Origin of the sequence: Marinifaba aquimaris (assembly GCF_013328345.1) — a bacterium.
Lineage (GTDB): Bacteria > Pseudomonadota > Gammaproteobacteria > Enterobacterales > Alteromonadaceae > Marinifaba > Marinifaba aquimaris.
The window spans coordinates 16,558-34,351 of sequence record NZ_JABULX010000033.1 but is presented as its reverse complement, the minus strand read 5'-3'; the positions used below and the strand labels follow the sequence as shown (position 1 = coordinate 34,351).

Sequence of the window (17,794 nt, the reverse complement as noted above, 5' to 3'; positions counted from 1 at the left end):
TAGGAAATAGGAAATAGGAAAATAGAAAAGTGAATCTGGCTACTTTGCTACTCTTTGTATTGGAGGCCACTCCTACAAGCTCACAATATCAATGTCCAAACCTAATGCAATCAGAAACTCTAGCTCAGAGCTATTTAAAGTATTACGGTAGGTCATAAATCGTGAATGTTGAAATAACATCAAACTGCAAAAACGGGTTCAACGCTATTTCCTAATTAGAAGGTTTAAATAGAGCAACACAATCACCACTTACTAGGCTTAATTATTCTTTATTGTGTTTCAGGTAAACCATGGCCTTGTTTTAGCTACACGCTCAGCAAATTGCTCCATTAGCTAAAAAGACTGGAAGCCTAACCAAGTGCGAACTTGCATTACCCACTACATTACTAAAAGCAACTTTTGCCACTTTATCAGCCTTCCTACTACCATAACCACTTCAAAAAAGCCTTACTAAGATTTGCATACAATGCTTAATTAATAGTGTACTGCTGACTGCTGTTGGGTAATTTATTACAGCTCATCAGGTTGTATCTCTATTAGTGAGTGATTGAAGTTAAAACGTCTGTGTTTATTACTTTCGGAATTGGTAATTTTGTTATCCACTGTATCTGTGGGTAACTGTGTGAAAAAGATATTGGTGAATTGGTTATAACCTGTTTTAGTGAAAAAGGTTGTTTGAAAAGTTTTTTTAAATCAATTTCTTGCGAGTTTGTTAGTTCATTTGGTGAATAAAACAACAAGAAATAGTAAATAATCCACTTGTTAACATCCCTGTTTGTTTTATCTTAATTTAAAGGTTGTTTTTTGAGCTTTTTGTTGTTTTTACCTCTTTTGATGATGAGGGATGTGAATAAAACATATAACTCACTTGTTTTGGTATTTGTTTTTTGGGCGAGTGATATTTACTTTATTTTCAATCCAAATGAAGTTGGTTTGTCATTTAGATTTAATCAAGTTGTCACATAGGTTTAAAAATAGACAAAATGTCTATGTTTGTTTCCAAATATTTTACCTACTTTACCTCAACTCAGTAGCAATAAGGCTTTGCGCGCGTTATCCACTTGTTCTGTGGATAACTGTGTGGGTTAAATTGAATACAATCCGCTAAGGCGCGTCATTACTGTGTCAATACTATTTTTACGATTTTTTTATAAAAAATAAAAAGTCATTAATAATCAAGTGCTTGTGAGATTCTTGATGTTTTTTTAATTAAACTGTTTGAAAAATGTCCGCTTTAGATCTTTATGCCCCTTTGTTGTGCATTAATTTTACAAATTGATTATTTTTTCTAAAAAAGTCAGATCTTTCCTTGTATTTTTTCAGCGAGGTCATCTTGCTTCATTTAGCTGACACAGAATGTTAGTTACATTTATTAATAACTCTAATTTGCTTGACGATTTTCACGCTAGAATGGCTTTTTGAACTGATAAATTAATTAGGCTTATTGCTAGAACTCGAATAGAATATGTCCTTTAATATCCAGCTTTTCCTTTTCCTAGCCTAATTTAAGTCAATCAATGTCGTCAGTTAAAAAAAATCCTCACCATGATTTACTCAATGGTCCTATTGAATCCACATTAAAGAGTATGACCATTCCTATGGTATTAGGCATGATTGCGCTGATGTCATTTAATCTAATAGACACGCTCTTTATTGGTTTTATGGGAACAGTACAACTGGCTGCTATTAGCTTTACCTTCCCTATTACCTTTACCGTTATAAGCCTAGCGATAGGTCTAGGTATAGGCACATCTGCTGTCATAGCTAAAACGTTAGGGCAGGGAGATAAATTATTGGCTAAAAAGCATGCGAACTCTGCATTAACACTGTCGGTTATCTTTGTCGCTGTTTTATGTCTCATTGGCTATTTCACCATCGACCCCCTCTTTAGAATGCTTGGTGCTACGGATGAAGTCCTTCCTTATATCAAGCAATACATGGAAATTTGGTACATGGGCTGTCTTTTCTTGGTCTTGCCCATGGTGGGTAATAGTGTTTTAAGAGCTTCGGGAGATACCAAGACGCCTAGTCAAGTAATGGCGATGGGCGGCTTAATCAATGCTGTATTGGATCCTATTCTTATTTTTGGCTTCGGTCCTATACCCGCTTTAGGTATGCAAGGCGCCGCGTTAGCGAGTTTGATTTCTTGGGTAATTGGCACATTTGCTATCGTATACATTCTTGCTTATTCAAGAAAACTGATGTTCAAGCGCTTACCTTATATTCGTGAGTTGATTCAATCTGGTCGCGACATCATGAAAATAGGTTTACCTGCCGCTGGCGCAAACATGTTGACACCTATTGCTATGGCGATTCTAACGGCAATTGTTGCAACCTATGGTAAAGAAGCGGTTGCTGCCATTGGTGTAGGAAATAGAATTGAATCGATTGCATCTATGGTTGTCTTGGCGTTGTCTATGTCTTTACCGCCATTTGTTAGTCAGAACTATGGTGCAGGACAAATAGACCGAATCAAACAAGCTTACTTATCTGTGAGTAAATTTGTCATGGCATGGCAGTTTGGTACTTATGTATTGTTGTTATTTTTAGCTTGGCCGATTGCGCGTGCTTTCTCATCGGACGAACAGGTGATTGATTTAATTACTTGGTTTATTTGGATTATGCCACTGGCTTATGGTCTACAGGGAATTGTGATCCTGACTAATTCTTCATTGAATGCACTGCACAAACCTATGCATGCTTTAGTACTGAGTGTCTTCAGATTGTTTGTTTTCTTTTTACCCCTTTCATATTTCGGTGGCCTTATTGCCGATATTCACGGTTTATTTGTTGGTGGGGTGATCGCAAACCTACTAATGGCCATTTTATCTTTTACTTGGTTTAGCAGACAGATGAAAAACTGCCAGTTAAATCAAGCGCCACAAGAAGTGCCAAGTAAATCTTAATAAAAGTGTGATATATGTCGGATAAGTTATTTAAATTAAGTTCGCAATACCAACCAGCAGGCGATCAACCTAAAGCGATCGAGCAGCTAGTTGATGGTTTTGATGCCGGTCTTGCCCATCAAACTTTACTCGGTGTAACAGGCTCAGGTAAAACATTTACTATGGCCAATGTGATAACTGAGCTCAATCGACCGACTTTATTATTAGCACATAACAAAACGCTTGCAGCACAGCTTTACGGAGAAATGAAAGAGTTTTTCCCCGATAACGCGGTTGAGTACTTTGTTTCTTATTACGATTATTACCAGCCTGAAGCATATGTGCCTTCAACAGATACTTTTATCGAAAAAGATGCATCTATTAATGATCATATCGAGCAGATGCGATTATCTGCAACGAAAGCATTAATGGAAAGGCGTGATGTTGTGATCGTCGCTTCTGTTTCAGCAATCTATGGCCTTGGTGATCCGGACTCATACCTCAAAATGCTATTGCATTTAAGACAGGGTGATTTGATTGACCAGCGAGCTATCTTAAGGCGTTTAGCTGAACTGCAATATACTCGAAACGATATCGAGTTTCAGCGTGGTACTTATCGCGTTAGAGGTGATGTTATTGATATTTTCCCAGCAGATTCAGAAAGAGATGGTGTAAGAGTTGAGTTATTTGATGAAGAGATAGAGCGAATCAGTGAGTTTGATCCGTTAACAGGTGAAATGAAACAAACACTTGCTCGCACGACCATCTACCCAAAAACACACTATGTTACGCCACGTGAAAAAATATTGGCTGCTGTTGATGATATCAAAGACGAGTTAGCCGATAGAAAGAAGCAATTATTATCTTTAAACAAACTGGTAGAAGAGCAAAGAATTAGTCAACGTACTCAATTTGATATTGAAATGATGGTAGAGCTTGGCTATTGCTCTGGTATCGAAAACTATTCACGCTATTTATCCGGTCGTGCACCGGGTGAGCCACCACCTACGTTATTTGATTACCTTCCTGATGATGGATTACTCATTATCGATGAATCGCATGTGACGGTGTCGCAAATTGGCGCCATGTACAAAGGCGACAGGTCACGTAAAGAGAACCTCGTTGAATACGGTTTCAGATTACCATCAGCACTTGATAATAGGCCGATGAAATTTGAAGAATTCGAACAAGTTTCACCGCAAACGCTTTACGTATCGGCTACTCCTGGTAATTACGAATTAGAAAAGTCCAATGGCGAAGTCGCAGAACAGGTCGTTAGACCTACAGGTTTATTGGACCCCACACTTGAAGTACGACCGGTTGCCACTCAAGTAGATGATCTTTTATCTGAGATAAACCTTCGCGTAGCAAAGGATGAGCGTGTATTGGCGACGACGTTAACCAAGCGAATGGCTGAGGACTTAACAGATTATTTAAATGACCATGGAGTTCGAGTGCGTTATCTACACTCTGACATTGATACGGTTGAGCGAGTGGAAATTATTCGTGATCTGAGGTTGGGTAAGTTCGATGTACTGGTTGGGATTAACTTGCTCAGAGAAGGCTTGGATATGCCAGAAGTATCCCTTGTTGCCATCTTAGATGCCGATAAGGAGGGTTTCTTACGTTCTGAGCGTTCACTTATTCAGACTATTGGACGTGCGGCCCGTAACGTTAATGGCCATGCTATTTTGTATGCAGACAGAGTGACAGGCTCTATGCAAAAAGCAATGGATGAAACTAGCCGCCGCCGTGAAAAGCAACAAGCCCACAACGAGTTACACGGTATTACGCCGCAAGGTTTAAATAAGAAAATTACTGATGTAATGGATGTAGGTCATGAAGACGATGGCGCAGGCGGCCAAAAGGTCAAATTGAGAAAAGTTGCTGAATCAAAAGGTAAATATCAAGCTAAGAGCATTGATGAATTAACCAAAGAAATCAAAGCACTTGAAAGTGAAATGTATGAAGCTGCAAGTAATTTAGAATTTGAAAAAGCAGCTAAACTTCGCGATCAGGTGCATGAGTTGCAACAGCAAATTATCAAGCAATCATAACAACTACTCATCGGGCCCATTAAATTTGTGATGGGCCTAAATACATCAATGACCTAAAAACTCAGGAATATGAGACTCCATCGCCATTTCAATTTCATAAGCTAATTGCTCTAGCGAACTGGTACTTCGGCTATTGATGGCGGCTAAAATTTGATCTTGTACATCTAACGGTAAGAGCATTTTTTCTAAAAACATATGTGCCTGAGTATCATCAAAACGGCAATCCATATTGGGCAAAGTCAGTGCTTGGATTCTTACAACAGAATTCATTCTTTGTCTCCTCAAGAACTTAAAGCTAAGCAATTTATCTGGCAAAGACTGCCTGTAAATCGGCCTACTCGCTTATAAGTTTAGAACCTGACCTAGGTTCATTTAGAGCAATTGGCACTATAAATTAAGTTGCTTATGAATAAACTCACTAACTAAAAACTAAGTTCTTGTTTTTTATGCATATTCATTTTCGTTGTTAAAAACGTAAAATTGAATGTTTACTGCTCTTTGCCGATAATCTTTATAAGTCTTTATTTTTTAGGTGCTTAGGAGGAAATGATGTTAATTACAACTGATGTCCTTATCCCTTTTATGCCTCGAGCTATACAAAACAAGCTCAAACCTGAGCGGCTGAACATTAAAAAAGTAGAAAAAGAGGCAAAAAGTAAAAATGATTTAACCTCTGAAGATAGGCCGAATACGGATTTAAGCCATTATGTTTTAAGGCACCACAAGGCGCCTTATCAAGATGATAATGAAGAGGATGCTAAAGCTAAAAAACAAACAAAACACATTGATATTATGGCATAAACACGCTTTTTGCTTTGTGCATTTTGGCTCGGTTTAAGTGTATAATGCGTGCCTGTTTATGAAGGATAAGGTGTGTTGTAGTGACAGTTTCTAAGGCTTTTGCAAAAGATGGCTTACTAGCACAAGCTATTGATGGTTATCAGCCTAGAGATGCGCAAATTGAACTATCCAAATCGTTCGAAAAAATCATCAAGCAAAAACAGCTATTAATTGCTGAAGCAGGGACGGGGACAGGGAAAACTTTTGCCTATCTTGTACCAGCCTTGCTCAGTAATAAAAAAGTTGTTATCTCCACCGGTACCAAAGCACTTCAAGAACAGCTCTATCACCGTGACTTACCGTTAATTATTAAAGCGCTGTCTTCAAAACGCTTTAGTGCTTTGTTAAAAGGGCGTGCTAATTACCTATGCCGTTATCGTTTGCAAATTAATGACGATGCACAACAAATTACCGACAAAAGTCTAAAGCAAGATTTCAAGACAGTAAGGACTTGGTCTACCCGAACTAAAACGGGTGATATTGGTGAGTTGACCACTATTAATGAAGACTCTCGCGTTTTTCCCCTTGTCACCAGCACAATTGATAATTGCCTTGGTAGAGATTGCCCAGATTATGAAGATTGCTACCTAGTTAAAGCGCGTAAAAAAGCGATGGACGCCGATTTAGTCGTTGTCAATCATCACTTATATTTTGCTGATTTGGCCGTTAAAGATACGGGGTTTGGCGAATTAGTGCCTGAGTCGGATGTGGTGGTCTTTGACGAAGCACATCAGCTGCCTGATATTGCTTGTGAATATTTTGGCGAGCGCTTTTCAACCCGTCAATTATTAGAACTAAGCCGAGATATTGAACTTGAATACCGCACAGAATTAACCGATGTGAAGCAATTAGCTAAGGTGGTTGAGAAACTATCTCGTGTGGGTAAAGACTTTCGACTGCAGTTTCCCATCGATGTAGAAAAAGGTAATTGGCGAGAAAAAGCAATCATTGAACCTTTTTCAACCCATGTCACTAAAGTTGAAGAAACCCTGCAATTTAGCTATGAAGTCATCAAAAACTGCCTAGGCCGAACCAAAGGTATCGATACCTGTTTTGAGCGTATTACCCATCTTCGAGCTGTGTTAGATAAAGTGAATGAACTCGAGCAACTCGATGCCAGTTTGTGGTACGAAACCACACCTCATCACCTGAGTTTAAACCTGACTCCATTGTCTGTTGCCGATAAGTTTGCTCCGATAAGAGAAGAAAAAGAACAGGCTTGGTTGATGACATCAGCTACGTTAGCAGTCAATGAGGGTTTTGATCACTTTACTGATTTATTAGGCTTGAAAGATTACGAGTCATTGGTGCTAGACAGCCCTTTTGATTACCCAAAACAATCCATGCTATGTGTCCCGCGATTAATTCCTGAGCCTAATGACAGAGAAGCACTCTCTAGCCTGATAAATATTGCAAAGCGCGTGATCAAGGCCAGTCAGGGACGCTGTTTCTTGTTATTCACCAGTCATCGGATGATGAATATGGTTGCTACAGCACTTAAAAAACAGCTAGATACGGATATTTTAGTGCAGGGGCAATGTGGAAAGCGCGAGTTGTTAAACCTCTTTTTAGAGCAAGATGAGGCGGCTCTTTTAGCAACGGGGGCTTTTTGGGAAGGTGTTGATGTAAGAGGCGATGCCTTAAAGTGTGTGATGATTGATAAGCTACCTTTCACGGCTCCTGATGATCCACTCAATCAAGCACGCATTGACAATTGTAAACGAAAAGGGCTTGATCCTTTTAGCTACGTTCAGATCCCGCAAGCGGTGATCACCTTAAAGCAGGGCGCTGGGCGCTTAATTAGAGATGTGGAAGATACCGGAGTCTTAATTATTTGTGATCCGAGGATCGTATCCCGTCATTATGGTGCTACTTTTGTAAAAAGCTTACCGGCGATGAAACGTACGCGTAGTTTAGATACAGCACTAGATTTTTTAAAAGCATAATTTGAGTTAATACTTATGAGCAAACGAATTTTAGCCATTGATACTTCTACAGAAGCCTGTTCTGTTGCCGTTTTAACGCAAGACAATGTCTATTCAGAATTTGATATTTGTCCTAGAGAGCACAACCAGCGCGTTTTACCTATGGTTGATAAATTATTGGCACAAGCTCAGCTTAAGCTCAATCAAATCGATGCAATTGCGGTTGGCGCAGGTCCGGGGAGTTTTACCGGAGTTCGCATTGCTACTGGTATTGTACAAGGACTAGCTTATGGTGCAAAGTTACCCGTAGCTCCTGTATCGTCTCTAGCGGCAATGGCGCATAGTGCCTTTAGACAAGAGCAAAGCCAGAATATTATCTGTGCCATTGATGCCAGAATGTCCGAGATTTATCTTGGGGCATTTCAAGTTAGTAAACTCGGACAAATTCAACAAGTTATCGGTGAAGCTGTAACCGCTCCTGTAGGCGCACTGGGCTCGTTATCGACCGATACCGATTGGGCAGGTGTGGGAACTGGGTGGCAAACATACCAAAGTGAGTTATCAGCGCAAATTAATGCCAAGGTATCAGAGCAAGTCGTTTTTCCACATGCAATTGATATCGCCTATCTGGCACAAGCAAATGAAAATGCTTGGGTTGAAGCCGAAAAAATCTCTCCAAGTTACCTTCGCAATGAAGTCACTTGGAAAAAGCTACCTGGTAAAGGCTAAGATGCCAAACAGTCGTTTATGGCGAGCTGATAATGCAAGAATTCACTTTTTTGTGTTGTTGGCTTTGAGCTTATTGCTGCAAAACTTGCCTTGGGTTCAGGTACCTCTTACCTGGCTGGCCACTTATTTTCATGAAATTAGCCATGGCTTAGCCGCTTTATTAACCGGCGGTAATATCCATTATATTCAACTTGATACGGATGGTAGTGGTTTATGTGTTACATCGGGTGGGATTAATTTTATAGTCACTTTTTCCGGTTATATTGGCGCGTCACTACTGGGGTATGTGCTTTATACCTTGGCACTGAGTAGCTCAAAATTGCAGACTTCTGGCTCCAATACCTTGATCAAACTGGTCAATTTAGGCCTAATTTTACTTCTGTTAGTGAGCTTGATTTTCTGGACATCTGATTTATTAACCCTATTAATTCAACTGGTGTTAATTGCATTATTTGCAAGTTGCTATTTAAAAGTTGATAACAGGTTACTTGCATTATGTTTTCAGTTTATAGCACTTAACGTTCTGATTGATGCAATTCAAAGCCCGCTTTATCTAATCGACAATAGGCAAATTGGTGATGGCGCAACATTGGCTCGGATGTCTTTTATACCTGAGTTTATTTGGGTGATGGTTTGGTTTAGCTTTGCCTTATTCTGTTTGTATAAAATATATCAGCAAGTACAAAAAACTTAATTTTTTGCCATGTGCCATTAGACGGAAGCCCAACATGAAGGACAATGACAAGGTTGAATTACCCCAAGGGGTAAACCAGTGCTATATCGATATCAAGGGTTTAACAATTAGTTACTGGCAATATTGCCATGCAAACAAAACTAAAAAACGAGCAACAAAACCTTGGGTTGTGCTTCATGGTTGGCTTGATAACAATGCCAGTTATGTACCCTTGATAGAGCAATTAAACCAACTTGATAGTTTTGAGAACGATATCTATTTTATTGAGTTTGCAGGCCATGGTTTAAGTCAGCACAAAAGCGAAGATAGCCACTATCACTTTATTGATTGGGTTTATGAACTCTCTGAATTATTAGAGGTACTTGTGCTAAACCCGTGTCATCTCATCGGTCATTCTCTAGGCGGTATTGTTGGCTCGGTTTATTCAGGGTTGTATCCAGAAAAAGTAACGAGCTTGACGATGCTTGACGCGGCAGGGCCCTATACGAGTGAGGTTGATGTTACAGAGCAAATTCGTCAAGCGTTCGACTCAAGAAAAGCGATTTCTAACTCACAAACAAAACATTATTCATCTTTAGATGCCATCATCAGAGCCAGAGCATTCCACAGTCAAATTCCAGAACACTTGGCGTCACTTTTAATCAAACGCGCTATGACTGGAAACGATGCTACTGGGTGGTCTTGGGCAAGCGACAGTAAACTGAAAACCTTGTCGCCGGTTAGGCTAACTGACGTTCAAGCACATCAAATCATTGAAAAAATAACGTGTCCAATTAATGTTATTTTAGCTTCAGAAGGTGAGCCGACAATTAGAAAAGCTTTTGAGCATAGGCAGTACAAGTTTAAAAATATGCAGTATGCTGTAATAGAGGGCAGTCATCATGTTCACATGGAAAAACCCGAACAAGTGTTGGCACGTATAATGAAATTTCACAGCCAGTTAAATCATAATCAATAGCAGGTTTTTATGTCTTTATATAACGCGATCAGTATTCCTTTTTTTGGTGATAGTCATGTCCTTCGAATTGATGAGCTTGAGCTGCCTTCAATAAATCCGCAGCAAGTATTAATCAAAACGATCGCGGCATCTGTAAACCCTATCGATTGTAAAACTCGCGCTGGGCTAGGCTGGGCAGCTCAAGAAAATAAAGACAAGCTACCTTGGACGCCAGGTTATGACATGTCTGGTGTAGTCGCCGCAGTTGGCGACCCAAAGTTGAGTGACTGGGTCGGTAAATTGGTTTTTGGCATGATAGGCTTTCCTTTTAAAGGAGGCGCTTATAGCCAATATGTAGTGGTTAATTTAGACGAAGTACTCGCTGTGCCTGATGGCGTGAACACGCTTAGTGCTGCAGCACTGCCTTTGGCTGGATTAACGGCTTACCAAGCCACAATTAAAAACGCAAATATTCAACCTGGTGATAATGTACTGGTACTCGGTGCAACCGGTGGGGTAGGTCATATCGCTGCTCAAATTGCTGAGTACAAAGGTGCACATGTCTCGGTAACTGGGTCTGAAGCGAAACGTCAGCTGCTTTCAAGCGCGAGTATAGGTCAAAATTGGCAATGGCTTGACGCAGGTAATTTATCACCTAATTGCGTCGCTAAAATTGACAAGGTGATTGATTGTGTTGGTGGTGATTTTAGTTTGGCTGTGTTAGCTATGCTCGATTCGGCACAAAGCTATATCACTTTGCCCACTATTACCGCTCAAGCACTTAAAGATTTAGGGCAAGATAAAGCCATCAATGTGACTAACTTTTTAGTTGAAAGTAATCAAAATCAACTTCAGCAATTAGCTGATTGGCTAAAACAAGGGATAATTAACGTTTACATTGGCCAAACTGAAAGCATTCAAAATGTAGCAATTGCTCATCAAATTGTTGAACAGAGCAAAGTTGCAGGTAAAACCATCTTAATGCTCGATTAGTTTTATCGGCAGCATTCATTGAGTACTTAACTTATTCAGCTCGGTTAATAATATACCGAGCTGCTTTTCACTTTTTGGCATATCAAAACTTAAAAAACTATCTAATAAATCACTTTGGTATTCTTGTTCTAATGACGCTGGCAGTTGGCTAATAAACTGTTCAACTTCTTGAGTATTAATAAAGTCATTTGCGATTACAGCATCGAGTAAGCTTTGCGCCGTTTTTATGATTTTATCAAGTTCGTCGGCGGTTAAATTACTCTCGCTTTGGGTTACTTGATCTTGAGCCGTTAAGAACTGTTGTTTCACTGTTTCTACTGTGCTGGCCAATACTGACGATAGTTTATTTAGCTGGCTCATAAACTCTGCTGATTGAGGCTCAAAGCTCGCTTGCTTTAACATCCTATCTAATTTGTCCGCTAGATAATGTAGACGTTTTAACCCTAAATTACCGGCAACACCTTTTAATGAGTGGGTTTTTTGTTCAATTTCGTCGACTTGCCTACCGGCTAGCTTGCTTTCGATAATGGCAGTAAAGTCGGCAAAGTCTTGGCAAAATTTGTTAAGCAGCTGCTTTAGTAAGGCTTGGTTACCCCCTAATTGAGATAAACAAAACTCACTGTCTATCAGTGGTAATTCATCCCACTTTACTGAGCTTGAACTAGCTTCCATCTGCATTATTGACTCCTTTTGCTTGGGCTTACTCAATCTTGCATTGTGATAACGGTTGTCACTAAACTTTAAAATGGTTTCTATTAATTTATTCTCGTCTATCGGTTTGGCGATATGTTCATTCATACCAATAGCGATGCATTTTTCCTTATCACTGCTCATTGCATTGGCTGTCATTGCAATAATAGGTAAGTGCTGCCAAATCGGGTTACTTCTTATTTGTTTGGTTGCTTGAAAGCCATCTAATATGGGCATTTGCAAGTCCATCAAAATAATGTGAAATTCATGGTTGTTTAGCAGCTCAATGGCTTCTTGACCGTGGTTGGCAATAGTGACATTAATGCCATATTGCATTAGTAGCTCTTTTGCGACTGCTTGATTTATTTCATTATCTTCGACAAGTAATACGGGTAAATCATTAAACATTACATCCAATTTGTTGGCATCTTGGTTCGTTCGTTTTTCACTGATGGGCTTTTCTTGTAGCGCACGCGTGACAATCTTGAACAGTTGAATCGTTGAGATGGGTTTATGGGCAAATATCACATCACTTGGATGAGCGTGATCGGCTAAGTGATCATTACTGGTCGCAATCACTTTGCAATTTGAGGTGAGATTTAATGCTGTTAGCTGTTGATAAAAGTCGCTGCTCGCTTTTTCATTCCAGTCCAAAATGCAAAGGGCAGGTGCTTGGCTTGAGGTAGATGCTAATGCTGTATTCATATCACTCATTTGCTGGTAACCCGTTGCATTAAAGCCAAATGCATTAAGTGATTTAACCAAAGCAAGCTGCGTTTCTTGATGGCTGTCATAAACCCAAATCGATTGTTCAGCCATCCATTTTTCAGGTAATTGATATCGATTATCAGGGTTATCATCGAGTTCAAAATTAAGCTGAAAATAAAATGCAGAGCCTTGCTGCTCTTGACTTGTTACGCCTATTTCACCACCCATTAATTCAACCAACTGTTTACAGATGGCAAGACCTAAACCTGTGCCACCATATTGCCGGGTCGTTGAGGTATCCGCTTGAGTAAAAGCATTGAACAACTTGGTTTGTTGGGTTGGTGATAAACCTACCCCTGTATCACTGACAGTGAATTTTATGCTGACTTGTTTGTCATTACTTTCAATTAACGAAACCGTGACAATCACATGCCCTTGATGAGTAAATTTGATTGCGTTGCTACATAAGTTCAGCAATATCTGGGAGACCCGTAAGGGATCGCCAATTAAATTAAAAGGTACATCCACTTCACAATCGATCAAAAATTCTAGTGATTTTTCATGGGCCTTATCGGCAAATAAATCGGTTAAATTTGCCAGAACGGCGTTTAAATTGAACTTGGTTTTTTCTATGCTCAGCTTGCCGGCTTCGACTTTAGAGAAATCTAAAATATCATTGATAATAGCTAGCAAGGTTTCTGATGATTGGTGGATTCGGTTTAAATACTGGTATTGCTTATCGGTTAACTCGGTACGCATGCATAGGTTAGTTAAACCTATAATGGCATTCATCGGCGTGCGGATCTCATGGCTCATATTGGCAAGGAATACACTTTTAGTCTGACTGGCTGATTCTGCTTTTTCTTTAGCTTGAATGAGTCTTTGGTTGGCACTCTCCAATTGTTGAGCTCTTTCATTAACTCTGCTTTCCAGTTCTTGATTAGAGCTGCGCATTGCTTGCTCTTTGCCTTTACGCTGCGAAATATCGATATTGATACCGACGACTCTAGTGGGTTTCCCCATGTGGTCTCTTTGTGCCACGACAGCGCGTGTCAGCACCCAGATGACTCGTTTATCTTGGGTCAACATGCGGTATTCAACGTGAATGTGCTTATTTTCGAAGTTAAATGCCTCTGCTAAATTATTGTTAACTAAGTCAATGTCTTCAGATGCAATTTGATTTAAAAAAGTATCGACTTTGGTTTGAGCACCTTTGGCAGGGAAGTTTAACATCGCAAACCATTGGGCACTTAAATACATACTTTGATTGGTGACATCCCAATCCCATAATGCATCGCCAGTTGCTTTAATAATGGTCGAGAAGCGATCTGCACTAAGCCTAACTTGTTTTAAGTTGGCATTGGTTGTGGTGATATCAGTGATCAAACCTGTGATCACATTTTGGTTTTCATAATTATTCGCACGAGCTAATTGCAACAACACTATTTTTTGTTCTTTGTGCGGCGTGTAAATTGAAAACTCATTTTCATAGGTTTGAGTTTTATCCGTTTGTGTAAGGGAATCTATTGCCTCATTTATGGCATTTTGACTGTTGTCATCAAACCTCATTAAGATATTGTCGAGGGACTCACAATCGCTGGCGAGCTCAAAATGCAGCATTTTGAATAATTGATCTGACCAAGATACTGTGTTGGTTTGAAGATTGATTTCAAAACTACCTTGATTGGCCAGCTGCTGCACTCTAGCTTGTGCCACTTGTTGCTGCTTAATCGATTGATTATGTTGTTTAAATCGAGTTTCGATATGCGCAGCAAAATCCAGCAACGAATCCACTTCGTTTCGGTTAATTGCCAGCTCATCAATTTTAGCATTGCCAACAAACAGTTTTTTTAATCGCTCATGAGTGCGTTTTATTGGCAGACTGAGTTGGTGAGATAACAAGGCAATTAATATTAAATTCAGCACTAATACGCTAAGTGTCAGTTGTAAAATTCTGTATTGGTGATTACTGAGTGGTTGGTAAAATTTATCTAAGTCTTCAATGTAGACCAGTTGCCAATTTAGCTGAGGAATAGGGCTAGCAATGCAAACAGCCTCTATGACACTGTTTTGTAGTTTTAAATTGCGAACACCGGCTTTGGTCAAGCCAATTTGTTTATTTGGTTTTGCATCCAAGCCATTCAAAAAGGCGTTACTGTCCATACCAAGGAAACGATTTAAATAATCAGCTCTGTCATTAGTTGAATGCAGTAATAACTTATTTTGTTTATTTAACATCAACCAATTTTGTTGATTTTCAAGCTCAGGTAATAGTTTGACTAAGGTTTGTAAATCCAACGTAAATCGCAATGAACCAATGATGGTGTTGTTGGAATCTTTAACGGGCGCTAACAGGTGAAATCTATCCCCGTTTGGAGTTCGATTTAAACTACTTACTTGGCTTTTTTCGCTATCTAATAGTTGTTGGAAATAAGCTTGGTGTTTAATTGAACGCTTGGATATGCCTTCGCTGCTCGCCAGAGGCATACCATCGATTGAAAATAAAGCCGCTGAAATAACATAGTTTTCTGCATTATTGGCTATTTTGCTGAGCAAGCTGTTGAGCTGTAATTGGTTCGATTCAGAGTAAGGTTCAGATAGATAGTTTTCCAATAATTTATATTGGCTAAAAATATTTAACTGATTGAGCTGGCTTTGCAGGAAAATCGCTGTTTTATCTGCAACATATTGATTCTGTTTAATGAGCTTTTCAAACCTTTCGGTTTTAAAGTCGCTTTCGGTAAGTTGTCTCTCAATATATAAAAATGAAAGCAAAGGAAGTATGCCAACGAGTAAAAATCGCTTCAGGTAAATAGCAAACGTATTGTTTTTAACGTTTAACGTCATAGGCTGGTTTATCATCCCCGTCAGTACTGAAGTGGCTAAAATATCAATTGGCATAAAGCCACTGATATTTTTATCCTTATTTTTGTTATGAACAGAATAAGATTAGTGTTTCTGATGGGTTTATGCACGAATAAGTTGCGTTAAGTCACTCTTTAACGGAAGTATTCTTAGATTAATCGTGAGTGTGCTTGAAAAAAATCTATTCAACCTTATATCATGGCTACAATAAAAAGGCCCTAGGTCAGACAATAAGGTAAGTTATTTTGAATACCCGTTTGCAGGAACATATTGAGTTTTTATCCCAACAAGACGCATCATTTTTCAAGGGTTTTCAACGAGGCATAGAACGCGAAGCATTGCGCATTGAGCAAAATGCGCACCTAGGCCAAGGCACGCACCCTCAATCATTAGGTAAAGCCTTAACTCACCAGTACATCACCACGGATTATTCTGAAAGTTTATTAGAGTTTATCACCCCTGTTGAGAGTGATTTAAACGTGAGCCTGTCTCAGCTTCAGGATATTCATAAATACACGCTCGATAACATTGGCGAGCAATGGCTCTGGCCTATGAGTATGCCGTGTTTTGTTGGCGGTGAAGACGATATTCAAATTGCACAATACGGCAATTCGAATATAGGCAAAATGAAAACCTTGTACCGAAAAGGCTTAAAACACAGATATGGCAGCATGATGCAAATTATTGCAGGTGTTCATTTTAACTTTTCTTTTCCGGATGCTTTTTGGCAAAACTGGTCTGATATTAACAATGTTGAACATAGCCAAGATGCAATATCAGCCGGTTACTTAGCGACAATACGCAACTTAAAAAGACATTTATGGGTATTGCCATACTTGTTTGGTGCATCGCCTGCTTTGTGTAAATCTTTTATCGATGGCAAAGGTTCAAATTATCCGTTTAGCCAGCTAGGAAAGGGGACTTTATATCTACCTCACGCAACGTCATTGAGACTCAGTGATTTAGGCTATACCAATAGCGAGCAGGGCGATCTCAATATTCAATACAATGATTTATCTGATTACATCCAAAGCTTACGCAACGCGATTAACTTACCTTCTGAGGCATTTAGTCATATTGGCGTTAAAGTTGATGGCGATTATCGCCAGCTTAACGACAATGTGCTGCAAATAGAAAATGAATTTTACTCGCCAATACGCCCCAAGCGCGTGACGGCATCAGGTGAAACACCTACTCAAGCACTCGCCAGAAAAGGCATTCAATATATGGAAGTAAGAGCGCTTGATATTGATCCGTTCTCGCCAGTCGGTGTTAATGAAAAGCAATTGCGATTTATTGATTTATTACTGGTGTGGTGTGCAGCTAATGATTCACCAGCAATCGATTTAAATGAGCAAACTGTGCTTGATAGTAATATGCAAAAAGTCATTTTAACGGGTCGCAAACCTGGCTTAATGCTGGAAAAATCAGGTACACCAATTAGTTTACAAGAGTGGGGCGAGCAACTATGCCAAGAATTGATCGCATTGGCTCAAATTTTCGATCGAAATGTGGCTAACTCTCCATATATGGATGCGGTTAATCACGCATTGGCAAAATTCAGTGATAGTGAACTGACGCCATCTGCTCGACTATTGAGCATGATGAAAGAACAAAATATGGATAGTGTTGAACTGGGCCTACAACTGGCAGCACATTATCGACAAGTTGCTGATAACCAAGCTTATTCGGTGTTTGATGAGCATGTGCTCGCCACCGAAGCGAGCGCTTCGGCCGACAGACAAGTTGCTGTTGAACAAAGTGATAATGTCGATTTTGACCAGTTTTTAGCAGATTATTTTCAACGCGCACAAAACCAATAATACAAAGGAACGGGTACGCCATGAAATTAAAAGTGGTTTTACTATTAGCCATGATAACGGCAGGGTTAACGGGCTGTGCCACTGCACCCCCTAAGAGCCCTGAAAATATTTGTGAAATCTTTTATGAAAATCGCGATTGGTACGATGCTGCAAAAGATGCAAATGATCGTTGGGGTGTACCTATTCATGTCCCCATGGCCATGATGTACCAAGAAAGTTCTTTCAAGTCTGATGCTCAACCTCCTATGGAATGGTTTTTAGGTTTCATTCCTATCGGCCGTGCGAGTTCTGCATATGGCTACTCACAAGCGAAAACGGCAACTTGGGATGATTACACACGTGAAACGGACAATGGTTGGGCAGATAGAGATGATTTTGCGGATGCCATCGATTTTATGGGGTGGTTTATCTCGAAAACACAACGCATTAATGGTGTATCAAAATGGGATGCGTACAACCAATATCTCAATTACCACGAAGGTTGGGGCGGTTATAAGCGCAAAACGTTTAATAAAAAACCTTGGCTGAAAAAAGTGTCATGGCGAGTGAAAAAACGTGCAGAAAAATATGGTGCACAATTAAAGGGTTGCCAAGATAACTTAGATTCAAGCTGGCTTTGGCGTCTATTTTTTGCTTAACTAGCCCGGT

The 17,794-nt window shown here is 39.6% G+C and carries 12 protein-coding genes; 10 read left to right on the top strand and 2 right to left on the bottom strand.

What is annotated here, in order from left to right; all coding sequences use genetic code 11:
* Positions 1 to 1,517: 1,517 nt before the first annotated feature.
* Entirely contained in the window at positions 1,518 to 2,906 is a 1,389-nt protein-coding gene (locus HR060_RS16495; RefSeq protein WP_174201391.1) for an MATE family efflux transporter, read from the top strand.
* Positions 2,907 to 2,920: 14 nt separating this feature from the next.
* The gene (gene uvrB / locus HR060_RS16490; protein ID WP_174201390.1) at positions 2,921 to 4,942 is read left to right on the top strand and encodes an excinuclease ABC subunit UvrB; all 2,022 of its coding nucleotides are present in this window, start codon (positions 2,921 to 2,923) and stop codon (positions 4,940 to 4,942) included.
* 45 nt (positions 4,943 to 4,987) lie between these two features.
* Here the strand turns inward: uvrB and HR060_RS16485 are convergent, their stop codons facing one another.
* Positions 4,988 to 5,212, bottom strand: coding sequence for a hypothetical protein (locus tag HR060_RS16485; protein ID WP_174201389.1), 225 nt, complete (start codon positions 5,210 to 5,212; stop codon positions 4,988 to 4,990).
* A 276-nt stretch (positions 5,213 to 5,488) separates the two neighbouring features.
* On the opposite strand from HR060_RS16485, the gene HR060_RS16480 reads away from it, so the two are divergent.
* The 6 genes from HR060_RS16480 (at position 5,489) to HR060_RS16455 (ending at position 11,060) form a co-directional block, all read left to right on the top strand.
* Positions 5,489 to 5,743, top strand: a complete 255-nt coding sequence (locus HR060_RS16480) for a hypothetical protein (RefSeq protein WP_174201388.1) — start codon at positions 5,489 to 5,491, stop codon at positions 5,741 to 5,743.
* Positions 5,744 to 5,823: 80 nt separating this feature from the next.
* The gene (gene yoaA / locus HR060_RS16475) at positions 5,824 to 7,728 is read left to right on the top strand and encodes a DNA repair helicase YoaA (protein WP_343044261.1); all 1,905 of its coding nucleotides are present in this window, start codon (positions 5,824 to 5,826) and stop codon (positions 7,726 to 7,728) included.
* A 15-nt stretch (positions 7,729 to 7,743) separates the two neighbouring features.
* Entirely contained in the window at positions 7,744 to 8,436 is a 693-nt protein-coding gene (tsaB, locus tag HR060_RS16470; protein ID WP_174201387.1) for a tRNA (adenosine(37)-N6)-threonylcarbamoyltransferase complex dimerization subunit type 1 TsaB, read from the top strand.
* 1 nt (position 8,437) lies between these two features.
* Positions 8,438 to 9,130: a M50 family metallopeptidase gene (locus tag HR060_RS16465; RefSeq protein ID WP_174201386.1), complete on the top strand. Its 693-nt coding sequence runs from the start codon at positions 8,438 to 8,440 to the stop codon at positions 9,128 to 9,130.
* A 34-nt stretch (positions 9,131 to 9,164) separates the two neighbouring features.
* Positions 9,165 to 10,088, top strand: a complete 924-nt coding sequence (locus tag HR060_RS16460; protein WP_174201385.1) for an alpha/beta fold hydrolase — start codon at positions 9,165 to 9,167, stop codon at positions 10,086 to 10,088.
* A 9-nt stretch (positions 10,089 to 10,097) separates the two neighbouring features.
* Positions 10,098 to 11,060: an NADP-dependent oxidoreductase gene (locus HR060_RS16455; RefSeq protein WP_174201384.1), complete on the top strand. Its 963-nt coding sequence runs from the start codon at positions 10,098 to 10,100 to the stop codon at positions 11,058 to 11,060.
* 15 nt (positions 11,061 to 11,075) lie between these two features.
* On the opposite strand, the gene HR060_RS16450 is transcribed toward HR060_RS16455, so the two are convergent.
* Positions 11,076 to 15,359, bottom strand: coding sequence for a response regulator (locus HR060_RS16450; protein WP_174201383.1), 4,284 nt, complete (start codon positions 15,357 to 15,359; stop codon positions 11,076 to 11,078).
* A gap of 209 nt (positions 15,360 to 15,568) precedes the next feature.
* Between HR060_RS16450 and gshA the strand changes: the two genes are divergently transcribed.
* The gene (gshA, locus tag HR060_RS16445) at positions 15,569 to 17,146 is read left to right on the top strand and encodes a glutamate--cysteine ligase (protein ID WP_217434958.1); all 1,578 of its coding nucleotides are present in this window, start codon (positions 15,569 to 15,571) and stop codon (positions 17,144 to 17,146) included.
* Positions 17,147 to 17,166: 20 nt separating this feature from the next.
* Positions 17,167 to 17,784: a transglycosylase SLT domain-containing protein gene (locus tag HR060_RS16440; protein ID WP_174201382.1), complete on the top strand. Its 618-nt coding sequence runs from the start codon at positions 17,167 to 17,169 to the stop codon at positions 17,782 to 17,784.
* Positions 17,785 to 17,794 lie beyond the last annotated feature (10 nt).